Raw genomic sequence first — 25,132 nt, forward strand, 5'->3', positions numbered from 1 at the left:
GCCAGCATACTTTTTAGAACACCACCAAAATTTTTAAGGCTGATTCCATATAGAAAAACCAAATGTTCTTTTTGCATGCTTAAAAGTACTTTTTTTTAGTAGACGGCTTTTATTTCTTAACGCTCTGAGTCTGTGGCTTTGTCTACTATTTTTCGAGCCAGTTATTTGCCCACCCTTATTAGTACCATCGTTATCTTTGTTCAAACTTATCGAACCATGAACATCCTGAGGGTCAGTAGCAGTGGTATCATCCTTATCTGTATCGTTGTCATTTTCTGTATCTTCTATCGATTCAACTCCGTCATCTTTAGTGTCGTTTTCTGTGTGATGCTCAAGTTCAGGTTGATTGACGATGAGCTGCTGCGTTGGTAGCGCGTGTTCAACATTGTATCTGGCTACTTGGTTTAGCATATCGACAAATAAAACGTTCTGTTTGTCATAAAACTCAATAATACCACTGGCATTGATATAAGCCTGCAACTGAATGACATAGCAATCTTGGCGTAGCTCTAAGATATTGACCTGATTCCACTCTTGATTGGTTAAGTCATGCTCCTTAATAAATGCGTCCAAGTCTTTTACCATTTTAAAGACCAAGTCAATATCAGCATTGCGCTTAATATATAACTGATGAAAGAAGCGGAACATATCACGAGAGGTAAAATTCTCGATCTGCATTGATGAAAAATCACCGTTTGGTACAGTGACAATCGTACGCGTCAATGTACGCACGCGCGATGAGCGAATACCAATATCAATGACGGTACCTTCATACGTGCCAAACTTACAGTAATCCCCTATCCGTACGGGCGAATCTGCCACCACAACGACACTACCGACAAGGTTTTCGATGGTCTTTTGCGCACCAAGTGCCAATGCTAAACCACCCACACCCAACGCTGCGATACCAGTCGTCAAATCAAAACCCAAGTTACCGAAGATGACGATGACAGAAAATATCAACAGCAGCGCCTTAACAACTTTGCGCATCAGGCCCAAAATCGAGACTCGCTCCGTATAGTTTTTCTTGTAACTTAAGTTTACCGCTCGAGTAAATATCGCATCGATAACTCGGAGTAGCAACCAAGTTAGAGCAAGCCAAGAAGCAATATCAGCGAAGCGATTGACCGGTTCGCGCAGCGTGACTGACACGCCTGCATAGACCATCACCTCAGACAATATCAGAGCCATAATGACCACAGCCAGTGGTAATATCACTTTATTAGGCAGCGGCAATGGCGCACCACGCACGCGTGGATAGGTAATATGCAATAGATGGTACAACAGCCATACCACAATATAAGTGAGCACAAAGCTACTAACAATCATGGCTATTGCAGCGACCAAATCAGCCATTTGGTAACCAAAAAGCTTCTTACCTTCTAATGAATCAAGGGTATAACGAGAAACCAAAGTGGGCTCGGTGTTCTCTATCACCTCTGGTATTGAATTGAGCGTATCACTCGAAAACTGCCAGTATTGCTCGCCCTGCTTGGACACCACTCTTTCGAGTATCAGCGATACGCTTTTTTCGCCAATGTTAATCGCACCAACATTTTCTTGGCTTGGCGGCAATTGGTCGGTTAAATTACCCTCGATATTATTATTAATCTGTAGATCAGGTTGGAAACGCCCTCCTGCATCCAGCGCTTGTTTAAACTGTCTCACAATAGTGGTCGGATTGTCAGACTTTGATAAGTTCAGATAATTACTTGCCAGCAAATAATCATTTTCACTCAGCGCACTGATAAATCCTTGTACAGTGTGGCGCGGCGTATCACGCCCAAATGAGTCAGGTGTCGGTGTGTCTGCCGATTCCTCACTATTACTGCTACCCACACCAAGCGCCCCTGCTTCAGCGGCAAAGGATGTATTAGGAAATAACAAACTCATCATCATCGCAAGCAAAAATGCCACTACTATTAATGGCATTTTGATAACTGCATGTGATGAGGACAATTCCATATTGAAGATTACATTACGCTTGATAGACAAAACAAACCTCTTAGCTTAATAGATACTACAACTAAAAATAGATGGAAAAGGGCTCTATGATAACAACTATTTATTGCAGCAGTACTTTTGATTACGCGTTTTTACAATCGTCTGTGTTAGCTCTCTTATGTGCTAGTTTTCATTACTATCTTCAATATAGATAGTAAATAGCTCATATAAAAAATAATACAGGTATTTAAACAATCACAAACCTCCAATCATGAAAAATATTCATCTTAACGTGAATAAATATTAGGTTAAAGTGGTTTATAAGTGAATCACTTTTATAGATAATGGCGGCTTGTAATCTAATTATTACTTTTTGTAATTTTTACCTTCTTGACTTTCTCTTCTGTAACGTCTTTATTTGATTAATTTGGAATTAAAAATGATTTTATCACGTTCATCTTCGACCACTTATCTTCGGTTGTGTATCCTAAGCTCGCTTGGCATATTTGCCGTTAGCGCTACAGCAGCTACCAATGAGATAAACGTTGTCAGCGATAATGAGCTACCACAAGTTGAACTTGATAAAATTGTGGTGACCGCCACGCGCACGCCAACTAAAACAAGCAATGTCATTGCGCAAACTCGCGTTATTGATAGCGAAGAGTTACAGCGTTATCAGGGTCAAACAGTGGTTGATGTGCTAAAAAATCAATCAGGTATCAACATCGCTCAAAGCGGCGGTATGGGAACTACTAGCAATTTTTATATGCGTGGTTATGACAGCAAACAAGTTCTCGTAATCATTGATGGCATTCGTTATAGCTCTATTTCTACAGGAACACCTTCTTTAAACCTATTACCTGCTGATCAAATTGACCGTATCGAGATTTTATATGGTGCATCAGGTTCTAGTATTTACGGCTCTGATGCCATGGGCGGTGTGATTCAAATCTTCACTAAAGGCAACAGTGTAGAACAATCCAATGTTTCTGCGACCGCTGGTTACGGCAGTAACAATCACTACCAAGTAGGCGTCACAGGCCAGCTTAAAAACGATACTTCGTCATTGAGTTTAGGCATCAGTCGCAATGAAACAGACGGTTTTAATGCGATTGCTAATAGTAGCTCTCTTGATTATAACGCTGATGATGATGGTTTCGAATCTACTAACGCCAGTCTAGCATTACGGCATAAGCTTTCAGACTCTCTAAGCGCTGGAATCAGTGCATTGTATTCTGACTCTACTACTGATATTGATTCAGCAGGAAATACTTTTCCTAATGCCTATTCAGATCAAAAAAATGGTAGCGCCAATGCTTTTATTCAACATCAAACGCCATTAACTGTTACCAAGTTTAGCTATGGCCAAAGTATTGACAAACTGACCTCACATGATGCTAACTCTATTAGTTATCAAGAAGGCAGTCAATTTGATACCACCCAAGAGCAGGCACGTTTAGAGAGTCAGATTAACGCCCAACCGGGTACTGTGACCATCGGTGCTGAATGGCTTTCACAAAAACTTGACGCCTCAGATGTATTGGATTTTTCAAACTTTCCAGAACCAGCCGCCCAAGTTGCCTACTCACCTGACGATAGAGAAGTAAAAAGTGCCTTTGTTGGTTATCAGTTAGCAGATACTTATTATGATTTGCAAGCCAATTACCGCGTTGATGATAACTCTCAATATGGTAACGAAAGCACCTACAATATAGGTGCTGCTGTACGTCCACTGGATGGTGTACGCATTGGGGCAAACTATGCGACCGGCTTTCGCGCACCAACTTTTAATGATCTCTACTACCCTGGTTTTAGCAACCCAGATTTGAAGCCCGAAACCAGCAAAAATACGGAAGTGTTCGTAGAATATAATAATGATAATCAAACTTCACGCCTGACTGGCTATCATACCGATGTCAAAGATTTAATCGGTGGTAATACCAATACTGGCAAAGCAAAAATCAAAGGCTTAAGCCTGACCTCAGACTGGCGCGTTGATTCGTTTTTATTTGGTTTAGGATATGACTATCTAGATGCAAAGGACGACACATCAAATAGTGCGAATAAAGGTAACGACCTCGTCTACCGTCCTCAAAATAGCGGTTTAATTTATATTGGCTATCAGCAACCTACTTTTGATGTGCGCCTTGAAGCTAAACATACTGATGATAGATTCTCTGACGTAACCAATGAAACCAAGTTAGATAGTTATACTTTGGTTAATTTAAGTGGCAGCGTTTATATTACGCCTAATCTTCGTGCTAATTTACGAGTCGATAATCTTACTGATGAAGACTATACTTTGGCTAATCAATTCGGTACAGAATATGCTACTGAAGGGACAAACTACTTCACCTCACTAACTTACAACTGGTTCTAATTTCAGTTAAATTGAGCAAACTTAAATGAACAATTAAGGTCATCAATCGATGGCCTTTTTTTATGGCTGTCAATTTTACGTGTCATACGCATCACAGACGCTTACTATTTTACTTAGCCAATAGGTGACAAATTAATTGCCATACATTACAATAACGACCTCCGAGAGGTGTTGCGCCATAATATCTAATATTGCATTTAGGCTCTAAAGCTATGCAAATCACAGATTATGTTAGGCTCGGTTAACTGTTGAGTGTCCATTGTTTTGGTCGCTCACAGCGCAAATAACGGCACCTGCGTTTTTATTCTTTTTATCATAAATTAACCACTGATAGGAGCATATTATGGACGCAGTGTCTAACACCCCATCTGCCCATACGATCGATCCCTCTTTCACTGACTATAAAGTCGCTGATATCAGCCTTGCTGATTACGGCCGCCGTGAAATCACTCTTGCCGAAGCTGAAATGCCTGCCCTAATGGGTTTGCGTCGCCGCTACGAAGCAGATCAGCCACTTAAAGGCGCTAAAATCGCTGGCTGTATCCACATGACTATTCAAACTGCTGTTCTTATCGAGACACTAGTCGCGTTGGGTGCTGAAGTTCGCTGGACGTCATGTAACATCTTCTCAACTCAAGACCATGCTGCTGCTGCGATTGCTGCTGCTGGTATCTCTGTTTATGCTTGGAAAGGCGAAACAGAAGAAGAGTACGAATGGTGCTTGCGTCAGCAAATCCATGTCGGCGGTGAAGCATCAGGTCAACTTTGGGATGCAAACTTAATCCTGGATGATGGCGGTGATTTAACGGCTTTGATTCATAATGATTATGCTGAGCTTCTCGATAATATCCATGGTATTTCAGAAGAAACGACCACTGGCGTCCATCGCTTGGTTGAGATGCTAAATAAAGGTACGCTAAAAGTACCAGCTATCAACGTTAATGACGCTGTTACCAAGTCTAAAAATGATAACAAATACGGCTGTCGTCATAGCTTAAACGATGCTATTAAACGCGCAACTGATATGTTTCTTGCTGGTCGCCGCGCTTTAGTGATAGGTTATGGCGATGTGGGCAAAGGCTCTACGCAAAGCTTACGTCAAGAAGGCATGATTGTACGGGTATCAGAAGTTGATCCTATCTGTGCGATGCAGGCTTGTATGGACGGTTTTGAAGTACTATCACCGTACATTAATGGTGATAATACGGGCGGCGCAGACAATATCAATACTCGCTTGCTCGAAGACACCGATATGATTGTCACGACTACTGGTAACTACCATGTTTGTGATAAACATATGCTAGCGGCGCTTAAACCTGGTGCGGTCGTTTGTAATATCGGTCACTTTGATACCGAAATCGACACTCAGTTTATGCGTGACAACTGGCGCTGGGTTGAGATCAAACCACAAGTCCATCAAATCTTCCGCTCAGACGATGAAAACGATTATTTGATTTTGCTTGCTGAAGGCCGCTTAGTAAACCTAGGCAATGCCACTGGTCACCCATCACGCGTGATGGACGGCTCATTTGCTAACCAAGTATTGGCGCAAATGTATCTATTCGAAGAAAAATTTGCCGACTTGCCAGCAGATAATCGTACTGACAATTTATACGTCAAAGTCTTACCGAAAAAGCTAGACGAAGAAGTCGCTGCTGCGATGGTTGCAGGTTTTAACGGCACTTTGACTAAGCTGACCGAAAAACAAGCCGAATATTTGGGTGTGCCTGTCGAAGGTCCGTTCAAACCTGACGCTTATAAATACTAAAAGGGGCCAGACTGTGACTAAGCCTACTTTCTCCTTTGAGTTTTTTCCGGCCAAAACCGAGCAAGGTCATGAAAAGCTACTGAACACTTACGATGAGCTAAATAAGCTGTCACCGGCGTATTTTTCGGTAACCTACGGTGCTGGTGGCTCTACTCGTAGCCGCACCTTAGATATCGTTCAAGCATTATGCAAACGCGGTGATACGGATATTGCACCGCATATATCTTGTATCGGTGATGATAAACCGCAAATTGCTGAATTGCTTGAGCATTATAAAAGCTTAGGTATCAAGCGTCTGGTAGCGCTTCGTGGTGATCTACCTTCAGGTCAGGTGGGTATGGGTGAGTTGCCGTTTGCGGTAGACTTGGTTCGGTTTATCCGTGAACATTCAGGTGATCATTTTCATATCGAAGTGGCCGCTTATCCTGAGATGCATCCTCAAGCGCGTAGCTTTGAGCTTGATGTTAGTAACTTAGTCAATAAGTACCAAGCGGGTGCCAGTGCATCGATTACACAGTTTTTCTATAACGCTGATAGCTATTTGCATTTGCGTGATACGTTAGAGAAGCGCGGTATCGATACCATAGCGCAGCCCTTGGTTGCCGGTATTATGCCGATTACCAACTCTAGTAATCTGATACGCTTTGCTGATAGCTGTGGCGCTGATATTCCACGTTATGTGCGTAAGCGATTGGCTGATTTTGGTGATGACCGCACTGCCATTCGTGAGTTTGGTTTTGACGTGGTCTATCGCTTATGTGAGCGCTTAATTAGTGAGGGCGTACCCGCCATGCATTTTTATAGCATGAATAAGATTGAGCCTAATAAGCGTTTGGTTGAAGCGTTGGGGCTTTCTGCTTAGAATCCTCTGCTTAAACCAGTACTGTATTTATCATTTAATGACTGGCGTTCTTAGGAGCGCCAGTTTTTTGTTGCTGCTATTATTTATTTGCACGTCAGATGAAACTTATTATTATAAATATAATGTAAAATCTACTAACGAGAATCCCTTCTCAAACAATATTCTGCTAAGATATTTAAGCATATCATTATACAAAATATAGGACTAAGCGACTGTGCGACGTTTTTTTTATGCCACCAGTAACGATCAGAACAACACCTTTCCTCAACTGAGCGCACTGCCTATTGGTGCTAGCGTCGAATTAACAGAAAACATCGTCCACCATTGGTGCCGTGTATTACGGGCAAATATTGGTGACCAAGGTGTTTTATTTGATGGCTTTGGTGGTGAGTATCAGGTGCAGCTACAGACCATCAGCAAAAAACACGCCACGGCGACTTTACTTGCGCATCTAGCTGATGATCGCAGTCCATCTGTTTTTACCAAAATAGGGTTGGTAATGAGTCGCGGTGAACGAATGGACTATGCGATCCAAAAATCGACTGAGCTTGGTGCAACCGCCATCCAACTGCTTAGCAGTCATCACGGCGAGGTCAACCTAAAGCCAGCACAAGTAGAAAAAAAGCTGGCGCATTGGCAGCAAGTTGCTATCGCCGCCTGTGAACAATGCGGACTGAATCGTCCACCGCTTATTATTGCGCCTTTATCCATCGATGATTGGCTGAGCCATTTAGAAGCTGAGCCTGCAAACGTAGAAATAGCGATTAGCCCTGTAGTTGCTACGCTCAGTCAAGACCCTTATTATCAAGTATTACAACGAGCAGCTGACTTGCGTATACAACTGAGTGTGCCCGCAGTAGGGCAACCTGCTATGCCTGAGTCGCTGCCAACAATTTTGAAGCAAAAAAATGCTTATGTTGAGTTATTAATTGGCCCTGAGGGCGGACTCAGTAGCGACGAATATGAGCAAGCAGCAGAAGTTGGTTTCGAAGCTTGGCAAATTGGTACAAGGATATTACGTACTGAGACTGCACCAGTAGTGGCGCTCGCAACCATGCATGCTTTGAGTCATTAGTGGTTCAGACCTTATAGACGCAACTAAATCTATCACTCAATTTTGAGATTATGAGTCCCAATTATGCCTACTTTTAAACCTATTCCCATCGCCGATAAGCAGCAATTACTGACCAAGTTATGTGAACAGTTTGATGACGCTATTTTTATCTTAGATGACAAATTTCGCTATTTATCGGTCAATGCCAGTTACGAGATGATCGTTGGTTATAGTGAGGCATTTATACTGGGACGACCGCTTGGTATATATGCAGCAGAATTTTTGGAGAAAGAAGAAAGAGTCATTTTAGCGGATATTATTGATCACTTAGACAGCAGTGGTATTTATGAAAGTGATTTTTCGATGCCGAACCGCTACGGCCAAATTATTGAATGTCATATGACTTATCGCAAGATTTGTATCGAGCATACTGTTTATTATGTCGGTATGGTGCGTGATATGTCTGCGGTTGTCAAAGATCAAAAGCAAGTGACACACCTGCTCAATTACGATCAAGTGACTGGTTTGCCAAACCGTAAAGTATTTTTGAGTCTAACCAGTGATTTATTATTAGACAGTTACCAAGAAGTCATCGTTGTGCGCCTAAATATTGACCGTTATCGTAACCTTGCAAGCTTGTTAGGCCCTGATGGTATCAATACTCTGATAAGAGATTTCGCAACACGCGTCAAAGAACTTAAGCTAGATAGTTTGCATTGTTTTTCTCATTTTGGCGGTGATGACTTTGCCTTAGCATTTGAGTGTAATGACGCCAATATGATACGTCATCAATTAGACCGTTTGATACAAATGTGTGAGCGCCCTTTTTGTTTAGATGAAAACTTAGCGCCAGAGACAAACATTTATTGTCGTATTTCCGCTGGAGTCAGTTATTTCCCCAAAAATGACGATGATTTGATCGGGTTATTAACCAAAGCTGAAAAAGCCCTACACTATGTCAAACAGCAAGGTGGTGATGATATCTGCTGGTATAATACCGCTATTGATGAGGAAACCAACGGTAGCTTGCAATTAGAAGCTGAGCTTAGAGTCGCCACCATTGAAGGTCAGTTTGTACCTCATTATCAACCAAAATTTGAGCTGGCTACTGGTATTATCACTGGTTTTGAAGCGTTAGTACGCTGGCAACATCCAACTCGTGGTCTACTATCACCTATACATTTTATTGATGCTATTATCACTCACAAGCTATCGTTTGAGCTGTTTTCACAAATGGCTATTCAAATTACCAAACAGTTATCCATTTGGCTACAACAAGGTTTTTGTCAGCATATCTGTATCAATGCGGACGCGGCTGAATTTATCCATCCTGATTTTTTTGAGATGGTGAGCAGCCTACTGACACAGCATGATATCTTCGCCCAGCAATTACATATTGAAGTGACTGAATCTTCCTTAATCCAGCGCCATGCTCACGTAAAAAAACAACTTAATTCGCTCAAAGAGTTAGGCGTATTTCTCGCTTTGGATGATTTTGGTACGGGTTATGCCTCCTTAAGTTACCTGCAAGAATATCCGTTCGATTTTATTAAAATTGATAAAAGCTTTATCTCCAATATCGCGACTGATCGTACCCAGCACGCGATTGTAAAGGCCATTTTAGACTTGGCCACTGCCCTAGATATGCAAGTCATCGCTGAGGGTATCGAAACCGAGCAGCAGCGCGACGTACTCTTGGCTATGGGCTGTCAGTATGGTCAAGGCTATTGGCTTGGTAGACCAGTAACCGCTGAGGTTGCAACTGAAATGTTGACTAAGCAATATGCCTCCTAGGGCATGTCCTCAATCTGAACAAAAGCGACTAAATGGGCTAAAAATAGCTAAATCTTGCCAAACTACGTCAAATAGCTGGTCAATATCTCGATATTATCTGCGCTATTTTCCTTGTTTGGCTGCCATTTATCTTATTTTTATCACCATTTTCAGATTGAGGACACGCCCTAATACATGTGTCTTAATTGCCTTGTATCTTTTTAATATTATTAGCATTTTAATAGCGATCATGCTTTTCACTCTTAACCCCTACCGTCGATTATATAACCGATGCAAGATAGGTTCATGACTTATCAGTGCTGTCACCAAACTTGTATAATCGCCTCTGAAAGCCTATCTTTTATAATGAATTTGTTAGACCTGATTAAATATTAAACGGACTCTGACAATTACTATTCGTCTCAATACTATTTATACAATCGATACCTTAGATAATTCGCATCCTTGTCTACAACTTCAGTAGAAAGTCCGGATATAGTCAGTTCTGCCTCATGTGCGAAATTTTCGCGCTGTCATAGAATGATTAACTATTGGTCTCGATTGCATTCCCAAAAGGACAGGAAGTTATGCAATATAAAGCGCCCCTACGTGATATGAAATTTGTCATGCATGAACTTTTAAACAGCACTGCACATTATCAAACGATTGACGCGTTCTCTCATATTGAGGCCGATATTGTAGATAGCTATCTAGAAGCCGCCGCTAGCTTCGCTGAAAATGAGCTGTCACCACTGAATATGAGCGGTGATGCAGAAGGCTGTCATTTTAACGATGGTGAAGTCACTACCCCTAAAGGCTTCAAAGAAGCTTATAAGCAATATTGCGAACTTGGATTTACCTCTTTGACAGCTGATGAAGAGTTCGGCGGTCAAGGCATGCCAATGTCGCTAAACTCAGCTATTTCTGAGTTTGTAGGTACCGCTAACTGGTCGTTTGGTATGTATCCTGGGTTATCTGAAGGCTGTGTCTCTACGCTTGAACATCATGGCACTGACGAGCAAAAACAAAAGTATTTGCCAAAGCTAGTTTCCGGTGAATGGACAGGTGTCATGTGTTTGACTGAACCACAATGTGGCTCTGACTTAAACTTAGTGCGCACCAAAGCTGAACCTAATACTGATGGAACCTATAAAATTAACGGTGGCAAAATCTGGATTTCTGCAGGCGAGCATGATATGTCTGACAATATTATCCATATTGTTTTAGCGCGTCTTCCAGATGCACCAGCGGGCACCAAAGGCTTGTCTTTATTTGTCGTACCAAAGTTCATGGTCAATGACGACAGCAGCTTAGGCGAGCGTAATGCGGTCTCTTGTGGTTCTATTGAGCACAAAATGGGCATTAAAGCCTCAGCCACTTGCGTCATCAACTATGATGGAGCAACTGGTTATTTGATCGGTGAAGAAAACCGTGGTTTGAACTACATGTTTACCTTTATGAATGTGGCACGAATCGGTACTTCTATTCAAGGGGTTACCGCCTCTCAATTCGCTTTTCAAGGTGCATTGGCTTTTGCCAATGAACGCTTAGCATTTCGTTCTTTAGACGGCGCTAAATTCCCTGAAAAAGTGGCTGACCCTATCATCGTGCATCCTGCTGTTCGTGATATGCTATTGACGACTAAAGCATTTGCTGAAGGTGGCCGTGCATTAATTGGTTATATGTCGCAGTTTGCTGATACCGTAGCAAAAGGTGAAGGCGATGCTCGCAAATATGCTGATCAAATGCTGTCATTGCTTACGCCTATCGGTAAAGCTTTCTTAACCGAAACGGGTCTTGAGTCCGCCAGACATGGCGTTCAAGCATTAGGCGGTAGTGGTTTCTGTGTTGAGTATGGCATGGAGCAAAATGTCCGTGATACAACTATTTCCTGTATCTATGAAGGCACGACTCAAATTCAAGCACTTGATCTGATTGGTCGTAAAGTATTGGGCTCACAAGGCAAATTGCTTGCGAACTTCACCAACGTTATTCAGCAGTTCTGCGAAGACAACAAAGACAATAATGAGATGGATCAATTCATCTCTCCTCTTGTCAAGCATATTGAAGAATGGGGCAACCTAACGTCGCGCATTGGCGAACAAGCCTCTGAAAACCCTGAAGCCGTAGGCGGCGCAGCGGTCGATTACATGTACTTTAGTGGTTACGTTACCCTTGCCTACTTATGGGCGCGTATGGCATTAATTGCTCAAACCGAAATCGCAAACGGTAGTAGCGAACAAGCATTCTATGATGCCAAAGTAAAAACTGCACAATTCTACTTTGCTAAATTATTGCCACGTACCACGACTCACGCACAGCGTATCGCTACTGGCGTTGAGCCGTACATGAGCATGAATGTTGATCAGTTTGCTTTTTAATTAAATTTTTAACGGCTCATTGATTCACTAAAATTTCTTAATAATCGGCAACATACTTAGGTGTGTTGCCGATTTGTTTTATGCATATATCTTTAGTGACGTTAGGCACCGTTATGTTGAACATTCCTACTGATAACTGATGATTATCAGCTTTTTATGAGTCATTACTACTTTCAAAATATGTAGTTAAAAACAATAAAAGCGCTACCGTACTGCTGGAATGAATTTTCAGAGACCTCTGTCTGCAACGGCATAGCAAGCGAAGAAAATTTATACCAGTAGTATCTGACTATTAATGTATTGATTTAACTTTTCATCGACTATAGTTATTTACTGCAATAGCCGTTACTAATTTTTGGTGTACGCATAATTCACGAAGAAATACCCCGCTTACACGCTTATTTGTTAAACTTTGATTATGATTTAATAAGGTTACATCAGAAAAACAGTTGATAATCTTAACAACTCCAATTTTATTCATTTAAACCAAGGAATGTTTATGGCTGTTTATAATGCCCCTCTGAACGACATGCGCTTTATATTAACTGATGTATTCAAAGCGCCAGAATTTTGGCAAAATAACGAAAAGTTAGCACACGTTGACATGGAAACAGTCGATATGATTTTGACAGAAATGGCAAAACTGTCAAAAAACATCCTACTTCCCATTAACCGTAGCGGTGATGAAGAAGGTGCAACCTTTGAAGGTAATGGCGTCGTCACTACTCCGACCGGATTTAAAGACGCTTATAAGCAATATGCTGAATCAGGCTGGGTTGGCTTAAGTGGTAACGCTGAATATGGCGGTCAAGGCTTCCCAAAAATGGTGACCATGCTTGCCGAAGAAATGATTTTCACGGCCAATCAATCATTCGCGTTGTATCCAAACCTAACCGTCGGTGCGACACTTTGTCTGAATGCGGCCGCCTCTGAAGAGCAAAAACAAACCTATTTAGAGAAAATGTATAACGGTGAATGGGCTGGTACCATGTGCCTAACAGAGCCACATGCAGGTACTGACCTAGGTATCATTAAAACCAAAGCCGTGCCTAACGATGACGACAGTTATAGTATTTCTGGCACTAAAATATTTATCACTGGCGGTGAGCACGACCTCACTGAAAACATCATTCACTTAGTACTGGCAAAAACGCCTAACGCACCAGAAGGCTCAAAAGGTATTTCGCTTTTTGTCGTACCAAAATTCTTAGTCAATGAAGACGGTAGCTTAGGCGAGCGCAATACGCTAGCCGTCGGTTCTATCGAGCACAAAATGGGTATCAAGGCATCTGCCACTTGTGTCATGAACTTTGACGGTGCTAAGGGTTGGATGGTTGGGGCAGAAAACACTGGTCTGTCTTCAATGTTCATTATGATGAACTATGAGCGTGTCACCATGGGCTTGCAAGGCCTTGGCGGTTCTGAGCTTGCTTATCAAAATGCAGCTCTATACGCCAATGACCGTGGTCAAGGTCGTAGTGATACACAACTGCAAAGCCCAGAAAAGCCTGCGGACGCAATCATCCATCATGCCGATGTTCGCCGTATGCTACTGAATGCTAAAGCCAACAGTGAAGCGTCACGTTGCTTTGCTATGTATGTCGCCAAAAGCCTGGATGAAGAAAAATTTAGTACTGATCCTGAGGCAGCACAAGCAGCGTCTGCTCGCGTTGCCCTATTGACGCCAGTTGCTAAGGCATTCTTAACCGATAAAGCGCTTGAAGCCACTGTTGATTGCCAACAAGTCTTTGGTGGTCATGGCTACATCCGCGAATGGGGTATGGAGCAAATCGTTCGTGACACTCGTATTGCTCAAATTTATGAAGGCACCAACGGTATTCAAGCCCTCGATTTATTGGGTCGTAAAGTGGCGAAAAATAATGGCAAATATGTCATGCATTTCTTGGGTGAAATTCGTGACTTTGTGAACAATATGCAAGCGGATCACGCCATCAAGCAAGCAACGCTAGAGGCGGTAGATACGATTGATGCATTGACCAAAACCGTACTTAGCAATATTGGTGAACGTAAAAATGAAATCAATGGCTGTGCCGTTGACTATATGCATGCCTTTGGCTATCTCGCTTATTCGTACATGTTTGCATTAATGGTAGAAGCGGCGAATGGTAAAGAAGGTGACTTTTATACCAATAAAGCCAAGCTTGCCGATTATTTTGTCGGCCGTATCTTGCCACGTCTGGATGCTCATGCAAAAATGGTTCAAGCTGGTAGTGATGCGATGATGAACTTTGATCTTGACTACTTTGATGTGCCTGCTATCTAAATAGTCACAATAACCAATCTATAGTACTCTCATAAAAAGGACAGTAACGTTACTGTCCTTTTTTTTGTCAAATAATAGTCATGGCTAATAAAACAACTGCTAACAAAATAATTAACTATCGACGCATGGTTACGATTAAAATAACGCAAATATCAATATCGCTCAAATGACGCAAAAGTATGACTGCATTTTAGCAATGTTGAGCATTGCACCCAATTACACGATGACTCATTTTGAATATAAAAACGATCGAAATAACTATTATAAAGGATGTGACGTGTCAGAATTAAAACACATTTTGCAGCAGATTACAGCGCTAAGCGATGTGCCTGATCCAGCAGTGCTCAAACGCTTAATAGATGAGCTAAGAGTGGGTGAAAAGGAAACCGCTTTAGCCAATGAAAACATTGAATCACTGATTGATGTGCTTCGTCAGCATCCAGAATATGGAGATGGGCTCTCTAGCTTTGTCTTAAAATTGATTATCGAATACCGTCAAATCGCCCTTTATACCGATACTGGCATCATGTCAGATCAAGGGTTCTTTAACAGTTTACGCCGTTTAATTGGGCATCGGTTTTTACCGCTATTGCCTCAAGAGGATTCGGTCGTTGAGCTGGTCGGTTATTTATTTAGTAACCGCTCTGATGAACGTTGGCTCGCCAATATTGAAAAAGAAAAATGGGATGAGCTGGTTGCGTTAATTAGAGTAGAAGAGAAGCACTTAGACTTGGTGGCTACTGTCAAAAACAGTATTTTAAACGCTATTATTATTTTATCTTATCGTATCACTGGTATCGGCCTGCATCCAGATTTGATGGAATCCTACCCACAGATATTGAATTATTCAGCCTCTTTCGTGGCTCAAAATCAAGAAGCGGTGCTCTTTGTCAATCAATACAGGCAAGCACACGAGCTTGATAGTTTGACGGATATTACCCCTGAGCATGCGGTTGATCCTGCGCCTTTATTGGTTATGGTTGAGCAATGCGAAGATATCGTTGCGACTGTGCGCAAACGTATTTACAAAACTGGCATCTCTATTCGTTTAACCAATATGATGCTGCGGTTAGATCAAAGCTTACAACGTATACGCATCTTAACGGAGCTGGTGACAGAGAATCATCAAAAGCGTGATCGTGCTGTGATTGAGCTGATACAAACGCTGATTACCACTGCCAATCGCCGCTATAGTATCGGCTATTTAATTGATAACAATACCAAATTACTCTCGCGCAAAGTCACTGAAAACGCCAGTCGTGTTGGTGAGCATTATATTAGTACCGATAGAGCTGGCTATCGTCAGATGTTTAAAAAAGCTTCTATTGGTGGTTTTGTTATCGCTTTTATGGCCACTACCAAAATACTGGCATATAACTTGGCACTCGCACCGATGGGCCGAGCTTTTATCAATAGTATGATTTATGGTTTAGGCTTCGTATTTATCCATGTCATTCATGGCACAGTGGCGACCAAGCAGCCAGCCATGACGGCGGCGGCCATTGCCTCTACCATATCTGAGGGCTCTGGTAAAAAGTCACATCAATTGACTAAATTATCAGAATTGGTTGTCGATATTTTACGTACTCAATTTATCGCTATCATGGGTAACATTATGCTGGCGATACCCGTTGCGCTTATCATCTCTTTTGCCTGGCTACAATATACGGGCGTGTCGATGATTGATACTGAACAAGCGGAACACTTACTTCATGACCTTGATCCGTTCCATTCGTTAGCGCTCCCCCACGCGGCTATCGCTGGTGTGTATTTGTTTTTGTCAGGTCTGATTGCAGGCTACTATGACAATCTAGCGGTTTATAACCATGTAGGCGCGCGTATACAGCGTCACAGACTGCTCAAGTTTATATTGCCCAAGTCATGGCTTCAGCGTCTAGGCGACTTTATTGAAGCCAATTTGGGCGCAATCATGGGTAACTTTTTATTCGGGGTTTTCCTCGGTAGTACCGCTACTATTGGCTTTATATTTGGCTTGCCGATTGATATTCGCCACATTGCTTTTGCCTCAGCAAACTTAGCACATGGATTATTCAATCTGTCTGCCGATCAAATAAGCTGGAGTGTTATTTTAGTCTCGATACTGGGCGTGGCACTTATTGGTATTGTCAATCTCATGGTCAGTTTCTCGCTAGCATTATTTGTCGCATTACGCTCTAAAGAAGTACGTTTTTTCGAATGGAGTCGCCTCACAAAGTTAGTGTTTGGACATATTATAAGCCATCCCTCTGACTTTTTTTGGCCACGTGACAAACCAATGAAGTATGCACGTATCGATAGCCAAGGGCACATGATATTTGATGATACCTCAATGCAAAAAGTTGGAAAAACATTACCGAGTAATTATGTAGTAAGGCGATTGTCTGATGTCAGAATACTGCCTGAATCTAAGCAAGCAAGCTCAAAAAACACGCAAACGAAGACAGATATATACTATGACAATCAGCCTGAGGGCGATAATACAAAGCCTCACCTCTCTCCGACCAAAGTGGTGGATCTTGATGATGGTTTAGTAGATGAAGAGTTAAACAGCGTGCCTTATACCGATGACATTCAGTATGACCAAGCAACCAAAACGCTCAATAATTCTGATAGCGATACTGGTCAATTAATTGATGATGGATTAAATCCTAATGGCCCTGATGGCAAAGCGAATGGAGACGCTAAAACGCCACTACCGAAACCTAAAAAACCACCAAAGTTGCCAAGCTAACTGGCAACTTTGGTGGTTTTGATAACTTAGTGGTTTTCATGATCGCTAAAGTGGTATGTCAATCAATTGTGTTCAGCTAATCATCTAGAGTCCACAATCATGGACTCGGGCATTGCGCACTTGACGTTATGACTTCACCATCACTCAATCGGTAAGCCATTAGATAATTGCCCCAAACGCAGCCACCATCAAGCGCACGAGCATGGGGCAGATCAACGTTCCCTTGCAACGCTGCCCAATGACCAAACAATATCTTTCGAGTGCGCGGTACGTACCATTCAAACCAAGGCAAAAAATCCTTTGGCATTGGTTCATCTATGTTTGCATTGAAGCTAAATTCAAGTGTGCCATCCTGCTTGCATAAGCGCATACGGGTAAAATAATTAGCAATCGCTCGCATTTTAGTGAAACCACTAATATTTGGGTGCCAGTCATCAGCGCTCTTGCTATATAAGTTTGGCAACAACCGATCTAGCTGCTCTAAACTGCTTTGCATTTGTTCTTCTAACTGCTTTGCATATTCCGCTGCCGCCTCGATACTCCAGTGCGGTGGAATACCCGCATGCACGAGTACAGTATGCTCGTCAGGATAAGCCAATATTGGCTGATGTCGCAACCATTCCAGCAACTCATCACAATCATCAGCAGCAAAAATTGGTGCGGTCTTGTCTTTTTTCTTGATTTTGGTCGCCCCGCGCCATACGGCAATCAAATTAATGTCATGATTACCAAGTACCGTCGCAGCTGCTCCCTGCTCACACAGTGCTTTGACATCACGCAACGTATTTAATGAGTCCTCACCGCGTGCCACCAAATCGCCTGCAAACCATAGTTTGTCTTGGCTTGGATCAAAATCCAATATTTTGAGCAATTGGCGATAGGCAGCATAGCAACCTTGCAAATCACCGATGACATACTGATGACGAAAACTCATAATACCTCAGTGATTTAGATGTGAGAATGATAAAAGACTCGTTATACTTCTAAGTGCCGTGCACGATTGCTTAAACTTACGAAATCTTTAACGCTCAATGTCTCAGGACGTGCTTGTGGATCGATACTGCAAGCAGAAAAATCCTCTTCACTAAGTGTTGGTAGTAAGGTCGAATTCTTAAAAATTGCACGTAGCGTCTTGCGACGATGATTGAAAGTTTCGCGTACTACAATGGCAAAATACGCTTCATCTTCTGCCACGACTGGCTTGTTAATATGCGGCGTCAGTCGAAAAACAGCACTGGTCACCTTTGGTGGTGGATTGAATGCGCCACGAGGCACTGTTAGCAGATAGTCAGTATCGCAGTGGTATTGCATGATGACGGACAAACGACCATAGGTTTTGCTGCCAACATCAGCCGTAATACGCTCAACCACCTCTTTTTGCAACATAAAATGCATGTCTTGAATCACATCGGCATAATTGAGCAAATGAAATAATATCGGCGTAGAAATATTATAAGGCAGATTGCCTACCACGCGTAGCTTACCGCGCTCTTCGCTATAGAGATCACGATAATCAACGTGCATCGCATTGTCTTTGATAATCTCGAAGTTTGGATGGCTGTTGGCACCAATGCGAATACGTAAGCTATCTGCCAAATCACGATCCAGCTCCACCACCGTCATCGCATCCACTTCGGCCAATAATGGCTCAGTCAGCGCGCCCATACCGGGGCCAATCTCGATTAAATTATCATCACGCTCTAGACGAATGCTCTCAACAATCTCACGGATAACACTACGGTCATGTAAGAAGTTTTGACCAAAGCGTTTACGCGGTTGGTGTTTGGCAGCTTTTAAGCTGTTGGAAATGGTTTGAGCATCAAACGGAGTTTTGGACATAAAAGAGTCTTAATGTATCAATGATAAGTGGGCTATAGCGCTGTCGCAACAACGTGCTTTTTTTATGAAAATGAATTATAGCACAGCTCATAATTAGGACGTATTTTTGAAATATTATTATCGATAAAGCATCCATACTTTAATGCAATCAAATTATTGGCTTTTTCGAATCTACAATTATTTTATATAACGTTTCTTTATGCGACTTGATGAAGGAGCTTTAATGTTAGACAATCTTGGGAACGTTTAGAGACATCAAATGATGCATTTTGCTACCCTGTGGTATTACTCTAATATTTAACGATGGAGTGCCACATGTTTTTTACACGTAAGGCAAACCTGGACGATGTATCAGATATTGCTCATATACAATTTGAAAGTTGGAATGCTACGTATTCGAACCTTTTACCCCAAACCTATAGAGACAAAGAAAATAACTTTGAGCTATGCTAAAGAAACCGTAAAAGTAAACTAAGCTTATTAATCGGAATTTATCATGACCAAGAACGATCTCAGTTATACCGTATTGATGATGTGTGGCAACACACTTTGGGTATTGCCACACAAGGAAGAATTGAAAAACGATTTGTCTAGAATCAGTGCTAGAACTTGTAGGTTTGACCATCATTAGGAACAAGCACACGTTGTTTATCCAGATGTTTTTCCTCGATAAAGCGGCGCAGCTCTGCCTTTGTTAGCGTGGCATGATTGACCGTATCCATGTGCACATTAATTATCTGAGTATTAGGAGAGAATTGATACGCACGGTATACATCGTCTTTGCCCATAATGATAGAATCATCGACAAAACCAGTCATCTTCGCATATCCTGTATTCAGGACGACCGCATCAGGCTTATAGCGAGTAAGCGCATTCTCTACTTCCTTATCCCAAATGGTATCGCCTGCTACATAAACGGTCTTATAGCCTGACTTTTGGAACACAATACCCATCGTCTTACCAAGTCCTTCGGCAAGGGCTGGTATTTTGTACATTGCATCAGTACCATGCTGCCCAATGGTTTTATTGATTCTAGTGCCTTTAAACACAACGCCTTGCTGAGTTAATACTCTGACATCGGTAAAACCATCTTTACGTACAGTTGCCGCATCGGCTTCATCTTGGGTAAAGATTGGCATGTCACGAGGGACGAGGTTGCGTGCCGCTGGATCCCAATGGTCGGCATGTAGATGCGTTAAAATAATCACATCGGCCTTAAGTACTTCTTCAACAGACATTGGCAGATCTACCATTGGATAGCGGATTTCACTATGCACGGTATTTTCAAACCCTGGATAAGCGTTTTTAGACGCTAGCATAGGATCCACTAAAAAAGTGGTGCCCGCATAATTAAGCTTGATCGTGGCATTACGGATTTGCTGAAATTGCACGGTATGGGTCGCCGTTTCTTTTGCAGCATTGGTATTGACGGTTGGACTGGAAAAAGTACTACAGGCGGTTAAAAACATCGCGCCACTTAACAGTGTGGTGCTGGTCAAAAATTTCGCTATCTTCATAATGTCTACCTTTTCGATGAGAGTCTATTTGATAAATCTGTTTGACGAGTTAATCGTGATTTGCTTAATTACTTTAGATTAACGTGCAATCCAAGTCTGGGTATCAACCACTTCGCCATATAGAAACGCAATCGCTGCCATGATAGTGGCATGAGCCTGTGCTGCGGGTACTATCGTTCCATTAAATTCTAAATCAAGCGTGGCACATGCGTCATGAACCGTAGTGGTTGTATAACCAAAGTCTACTGCAGCACGAACGGTTGCATCCACACACATGTGGCTCATAGCGCCAATCACGGTAACGTCTTTGATACTTTCTTTATCAAGCAGATCTTTAAGAGAGGTTTCTCGGAATGAATTGGGATAATGCTTAACAACGACGGCTTCACCCTCTACAGGTTTTACTTTCTCATTGATCACCACACCATCGGTACCAGGTGTAAAAATCGGTGCATCAGCAGATGGCATTTCATGGCGAATATGAATGACGGTATGGCCTTTTTGTCTGGCAGACTCAATCACCAAAGCGGCATTATCAGCGGCTTCATTAATGCCTACGAGTGATAATTTACCTTGTGGGAAATACTCATTTTGAATGTCTACAACGATAAGTGCTTGTGTGTTCATGGTAGTGCCTCTTTGTTTATGGAGTTGAGTGTGTAGACGTACATTTTACAAGCACTGTGCTACACTAACGAGTGGCTACATCGACACATAAGAGGTTAATAACGACAAATGAATCAAAAACATGCTATCGAAATCGGCTTGGTCGTTTATGAAAAAGCACAAATGGCGGCTGTCCTTGGGCTGACTGATTTATTGGTGGTTGCCAGTAAGATTGCCGCCAAACGTCAAGATACAACCGAACTGCCTTTACAGGTCAGTCACTGGGAGGTTAAAGACTCTGATTTGCAGCCTATTTGCACTTTTTCTAGCGATCCTGATAGCGTTGGACAATTAGCGGCTATTATTATCCCGCCAACGTTAGAGGCTCCGATTACACAACCAGCAGCAGCGCCTTGGCTAGAATGGCTGAGAGATCAGCATTCATCAGGTGTGATAATGTCATCCGTTTGTGCTGGAGCTTTTTTACTTGCTGAAACAGGACTACTTTCTAAACGCAAAGCAACCACGCATTGGGGTTATGCAGAGAGCTTTAAAAGCCGTTTTCCTGATGTGGCGCTTGATGTGGATCGCATTATTATCGAAGACGGTGATATTGTGACCGCTGGTGGCGCGATGGCTTGGACAGATTTAGGATTACGGTTGGTTGATCGCTTTCTTGGCTCACAGGTGATGAATGAGACGGCTCGTGCGTTATTGATTGATCCCTCAAGACGTGAACAATGCTATTACAGTGCTTTTTCACCCAACCTCACGCATGGTGATACCGCCATATTAAAGGTGCAGCATTGGTTGCAAAAAACAGAAGCGCAGGATATTGATTTGTCCACACTAGCCAATTGTGCGCAGTTAGAGGAGCGCACTTTTCTGCGTCGTTTTCATAAGGCGACGGGGATGACATCAACAGAATACGGTCAACGATTACGCATCGGTAGTGCCAAAGACTTTCTCCAGTTCTCTTTAACGCCTGTTGAGCAAATTGCGTGGAAGGTGGGCTATAGTGATGTCAGTGCGTTTCGTAAGATATTTAAGCGCATTGTTGGGTTGACACCTAGCGAGTATCGACGGAGATTCAATACGAATAAAAAATGATAGGTTTAGGCGGTTGCTGAGTTAAAAGTATGCTTATGACTGTTTTTTCTAACCATTGAGGTTGCCCTAAATCTTATTCGGTCCCCTAGTGAGGAATTGAGTTCTTGGCTGTAGGATAATTATAGCAATGGTTTGAGTTATTGAAGTGCCAGCGGTGTACTTCGTTGTGTACATGCAGTGAGCTTTTGGTAGTAGATAACATCATCTTTATTCATCGTAAGCATTGTTATGGGTGCAAAAAGGATTTTAGGGGTATATTTGCAAGCATCTCACTGTTCAAACAGACCAGTTAATATTAGAACGGTAGAAAAGCTTAGAAAACATAAGTTTCTCATCCTTGATTCCTGACTCTATAGAATTTTCAATTAACTTTTCATCAATATTAACCCCTTCGTGAACTCTACTAATTATAGTTCGAACTCTATTTTCAGTATCAAAATAGATAGCTAAGATATTTTGTTTGTTCTCAATAAAAATATCTGGGAATGTATTGGTTGATATTATATTTCTTATACTACCCATAATATCTATTAACTCCCAAGTATACTCCGGATATTGTATCCAGACCTCACAGCAGTCTTCTAGCATAGGATAGCCTTGCTCATAATTGATACCCTGGACATGCTTATCATCAAAATCAGACATATACCATTCACCAAGCTCGTTGAAGTTCTCGGTAGACAATAGAAATTCTATTAACTCTTCTTTAAACATAATTCAGTCTCTAAACCCATTTTCAAAGTGGTATATTCACTCAATGAGTTATCAGTATATGTTCGGTGCGCTATACAGGCATCGAACTCCTAGTATTAGCTGTAACTTCAGTAGCTATGAAATCGGTAATATGGGTCATGCAGACCTATGTATTGGGGGTAGTACAATTCTAAGCAATTATTCAAACAGGCTATCTAAAATGATGATTTAGATATTTGAGGAATCAACATCAAAGAATCCATAGGTTATTGAAAATTGGAATTATAAAATGAATGAGTTTATCGACCAGTTTATGCCATACATTAGTAAAGATATTTGTTGGAACATAGATATAAATGCTATTGATGGACTTAAAAATGAAGAAATAGATGTTTATACGGAGAAGTTAAACATAGAAGCCAAAGGGGATTTCAGGCTTTGGTTACAGACTTTTGGTAAATGCTCTGGAGGCCTTTTTATGGATGACTTTTTTGTATTCAATAAATACAATAATCGTTCTGATGAGACAACATTTTTAGTTCATATGAGTATCAACTTATGGTGGCAACCAGAACTAGTTGATGAGGGTTTTATTACTCAAAAAGATCTTGATGGTCAACCTTACTTTTTTAGTCGATTGAATGAAACGTCTTATTATTTTATTTATACGACAGATCCAGAACTACAAGTTTGGCACTACTGTGATGGTGACGATACATTTGAATGTACCGGATTTAGTTTTATAGAGTACCTTAAAAATTATCTTAGTGGTATAAAATGCTCTAAAGGTATTTGGCTAAGTAAATCTGATGTACTTAGAATATCAACATCAGAGTTGTTTTAGGTAATCAGCGTTTGAGCTAACTTGAACTTACTATATTTAGCCTATACCCCAAGGGAACCAGCTATTTCACGCCTCAAACGTATTAATAGACCACTTATAACAGACTGGTATAATGGAACCACTTATATTAGGTCATATTTGATGATTTATGAATAGGCATTACTGACACTAAAATTATCTAGTATTGCGTGATAAATACCCCTAAGACAATGACTTATGCAAAAGGTACATCGACAAGCGATCTATCTGCCATCTCATTTGCCATCAATAACGCTTGGTATAAGCTAGTAGCACTCGCGCCGCCACGCCCTGCCAAATCAAGCGCCGTACCGTGGTCAACAGAAGTACGAATATACGGCAGACCCAGCGTTAAATTAACGGTATCGCCAAAGCCGTGCGATTTGAGTACTGGCAAACCCTGGTCATGATACATAGCGATAACGGCATCGCAGTTTGCCAAATGCTTAGCAGTAAATAACGTATCCGCTGGCATCGCCTCCGATATATTCACACCTGCCCTGATAAACTCTCGCAGCACTGGATTAATAATTTCAATCTCCTCGACGCCCAAATGTCCACCCTCGCCTGCATGAGGATTGAGACCGCACACTAAAATACGCGGCTGCATTAAGCCAAATTTTTCACGCATATCATCGACGACAATTTGTACGGTTTGGCGCACGTTATCAGCAGTGATGGCGGCAGGAATATCTTTTAGCGCCAAATGCGTGGTCACAAGTGCGACTTTCATGGCTTGATTGGCTAGCATCATCACGACTTTTTCACAGCCACTTTGCTGCATAAAAAACTCGGTATGACCGCTAAACATGGTGCCATCCAGCAGTTTGATACCGGCATCTATCAACGCAGATTTTTGCAATGGCCCTGTAACGATAGCCGCCACGGTTTTATTTGCTGCCAGTTTATGAGCAACCTCTAGCTGTTTTGCCACCATCGCTGAGTTATTAATATCGATGAGCCCACGAACGACTGGCGTAGCACAATCTATGTTAAACAGAATAAAGGTATTATCACTATTTATAGTTTGCTGTGATAATTGTTCCAAAAAATGATCAGCTTCTATATTTACATCCACAGTTTGCCAAGGCGGACAAACGTCTAATACGCCAGCAGTCACAAGCTCATCTGCACGCGCTTGCATCGCCTTACTATCTGCCGTAACCCAGATTGGCCGTTTAAAATCTTGCAATTTTCGCTCTGCCGCTAGTAGCAGCACAACGTCCATGCCGATACCCGCTGGTTCACCTGTGGTAATTAATAGTGGTAATTTTTGTTGTGTATCTTGCATAATATCGACACCTTTATATTTATAATAAATATTTGAT

The 25,132-nt window shown here is 41.8% G+C and carries 17 protein-coding genes; 10 read left to right on the plus strand and 7 right to left on the minus strand.

Features of this window, described 5'->3' with window-relative positions; all coding sequences use genetic code 11:
- Positions 1–33: 33 nt before the first annotated feature.
- Positions 34–1,932, minus strand: coding sequence for a mechanosensitive ion channel family protein (locus JMX48_RS11865; RefSeq protein ID WP_227688004.1), 1,899 nt, complete (start codon positions 1,930–1,932; stop codon positions 34–36).
- 451 nt (positions 1,933–2,383) lie between these two features.
- On the opposite strand from JMX48_RS11865, the gene JMX48_RS11870 reads away from it, so the two are divergent.
- The 8 genes from JMX48_RS11870 to JMX48_RS11905 all read left to right on the plus strand — a co-directional run bounded on the left by JMX48_RS11870 (position 2,384) and on the right by JMX48_RS11905 (position 17,177).
- A complete protein-coding gene (locus tag JMX48_RS11870) occupies positions 2,384–4,324 on the plus strand; it encodes a TonB-dependent receptor plug domain-containing protein (protein ID WP_201538055.1) in 1,941 nt (646 codons plus the stop codon).
- Positions 4,325–4,667: 343 nt separating this feature from the next.
- The gene (gene ahcY, locus JMX48_RS11875) at positions 4,668–6,092 is read left to right on the plus strand and encodes an adenosylhomocysteinase (RefSeq protein WP_201538057.1); all 1,425 of its coding nucleotides are present in this window, start codon (positions 4,668–4,670) and stop codon (positions 6,090–6,092) included.
- A 13-nt stretch (positions 6,093–6,105) separates the two neighbouring features.
- On the plus strand, positions 6,106–6,954 hold the full coding sequence (locus JMX48_RS11880; protein ID WP_201538059.1) for a methylenetetrahydrofolate reductase: 849 nt from the start codon (positions 6,106–6,108) through the stop codon (positions 6,952–6,954).
- Between the two features lie 214 nt (positions 6,955–7,168).
- Entirely contained in the window at positions 7,169–8,029 is an 861-nt protein-coding gene (locus JMX48_RS11885) for a 16S rRNA (uracil(1498)-N(3))-methyltransferase (protein ID WP_201538061.1), read from the plus strand.
- Positions 8,030–8,092: 63 nt separating this feature from the next.
- Positions 8,093–9,802, plus strand: coding sequence for a putative bifunctional diguanylate cyclase/phosphodiesterase (locus JMX48_RS11890; RefSeq protein WP_201538063.1), 1,710 nt, complete (start codon positions 8,093–8,095; stop codon positions 9,800–9,802).
- 566 nt (positions 9,803–10,368) lie between these two features.
- Complete coding sequence (locus JMX48_RS11895) at positions 10,369–12,162, plus strand: acyl-CoA dehydrogenase C-terminal domain-containing protein (protein WP_201538065.1); 1,794 nt, start codon at positions 10,369–10,371, stop codon at positions 12,160–12,162.
- A 499-nt stretch (positions 12,163–12,661) separates the two neighbouring features.
- Positions 12,662–14,446 carry an acyl-CoA dehydrogenase C-terminal domain-containing protein gene (locus JMX48_RS11900; RefSeq protein ID WP_201538067.1) on the plus strand — a complete coding sequence of 595 codons (1,785 nt, stop codon included), beginning with the start codon at positions 12,662–12,664 and terminating at the stop codon, positions 14,444–14,446.
- 277 nt (positions 14,447–14,723) lie between these two features.
- Positions 14,724–17,177 (plus strand): site-specific recombinase, encoded by a 2,454-nt coding sequence (locus tag JMX48_RS11905; protein ID WP_201538069.1) that lies wholly within the window; start codon positions 14,724–14,726, stop codon positions 17,175–17,177.
- 97 nt (positions 17,178–17,274) lie between these two features.
- On the opposite strand, the gene JMX48_RS11910 is transcribed toward JMX48_RS11905, so the two are convergent.
- The 4 genes from JMX48_RS11910 to JMX48_RS11925 all read right to left on the minus strand — a co-directional run bounded on the left by JMX48_RS11910 (position 17,275) and on the right by JMX48_RS11925 (position 21,160).
- On the minus strand, positions 17,275–18,111 hold the full coding sequence (locus JMX48_RS11910) for a symmetrical bis(5'-nucleosyl)-tetraphosphatase (RefSeq protein ID WP_201538071.1): 837 nt from the start codon (positions 18,109–18,111) through the stop codon (positions 17,275–17,277).
- Positions 18,112–18,152: 41 nt separating this feature from the next.
- Positions 18,153–19,016, minus strand: coding sequence for a 16S rRNA (adenine(1518)-N(6)/adenine(1519)-N(6))-dimethyltransferase RsmA (gene rsmA / locus JMX48_RS11915; RefSeq protein WP_201538073.1), 864 nt, complete (start codon positions 19,014–19,016; stop codon positions 18,153–18,155).
- Positions 19,017–19,618: 602 nt separating this feature from the next.
- Complete coding sequence (locus JMX48_RS11920) at positions 19,619–20,533, minus strand: MBL fold metallo-hydrolase (RefSeq protein WP_201538075.1); 915 nt, start codon at positions 20,531–20,533, stop codon at positions 19,619–19,621.
- 78 nt (positions 20,534–20,611) lie between these two features.
- The gene (locus tag JMX48_RS11925; RefSeq protein WP_201538077.1) at positions 20,612–21,160 is read right to left on the minus strand and encodes a cysteine hydrolase family protein; all 549 of its coding nucleotides are present in this window, start codon (positions 21,158–21,160) and stop codon (positions 20,612–20,614) included.
- Positions 21,161–21,268: 108 nt separating this feature from the next.
- Between JMX48_RS11925 and JMX48_RS11930 the strand changes: the two genes are divergently transcribed.
- Complete coding sequence (locus tag JMX48_RS11930; protein WP_201538079.1) at positions 21,269–22,249, plus strand: GlxA family transcriptional regulator; 981 nt, start codon at positions 21,269–21,271, stop codon at positions 22,247–22,249.
- Positions 22,250–22,525: 276 nt separating this feature from the next.
- Here the strand turns inward: JMX48_RS11930 and JMX48_RS11935 are convergent, their stop codons facing one another.
- Complete coding sequence (locus JMX48_RS11935; protein WP_201538081.1) at positions 22,526–22,963, minus strand: hypothetical protein; 438 nt, start codon at positions 22,961–22,963, stop codon at positions 22,526–22,528.
- Between the two features lie 268 nt (positions 22,964–23,231).
- Here JMX48_RS11935 and JMX48_RS11940 point away from each other — a divergent pair, with 268 nt between their 5' ends.
- The gene (locus JMX48_RS11940) at positions 23,232–23,786 is read left to right on the plus strand and encodes a hypothetical protein (RefSeq protein ID WP_201538083.1); all 555 of its coding nucleotides are present in this window, start codon (positions 23,232–23,234) and stop codon (positions 23,784–23,786) included.
- A 214-nt stretch (positions 23,787–24,000) separates the two neighbouring features.
- Here the strand turns inward: JMX48_RS11940 and pdxA are convergent, their stop codons facing one another.
- Positions 24,001–25,095, minus strand: coding sequence for a 4-hydroxythreonine-4-phosphate dehydrogenase PdxA (gene pdxA, locus JMX48_RS11945; RefSeq protein WP_201538085.1), 1,095 nt, complete (start codon positions 25,093–25,095; stop codon positions 24,001–24,003).
- Between the last annotated feature and the right edge of the window lie 37 nt (positions 25,096–25,132).

Source organism: Psychrobacter immobilis, assembly GCF_904846225.1.
Taxonomy (GTDB): domain Bacteria; phylum Pseudomonadota; class Gammaproteobacteria; order Pseudomonadales; family Moraxellaceae; genus Psychrobacter; species Psychrobacter immobilis_F.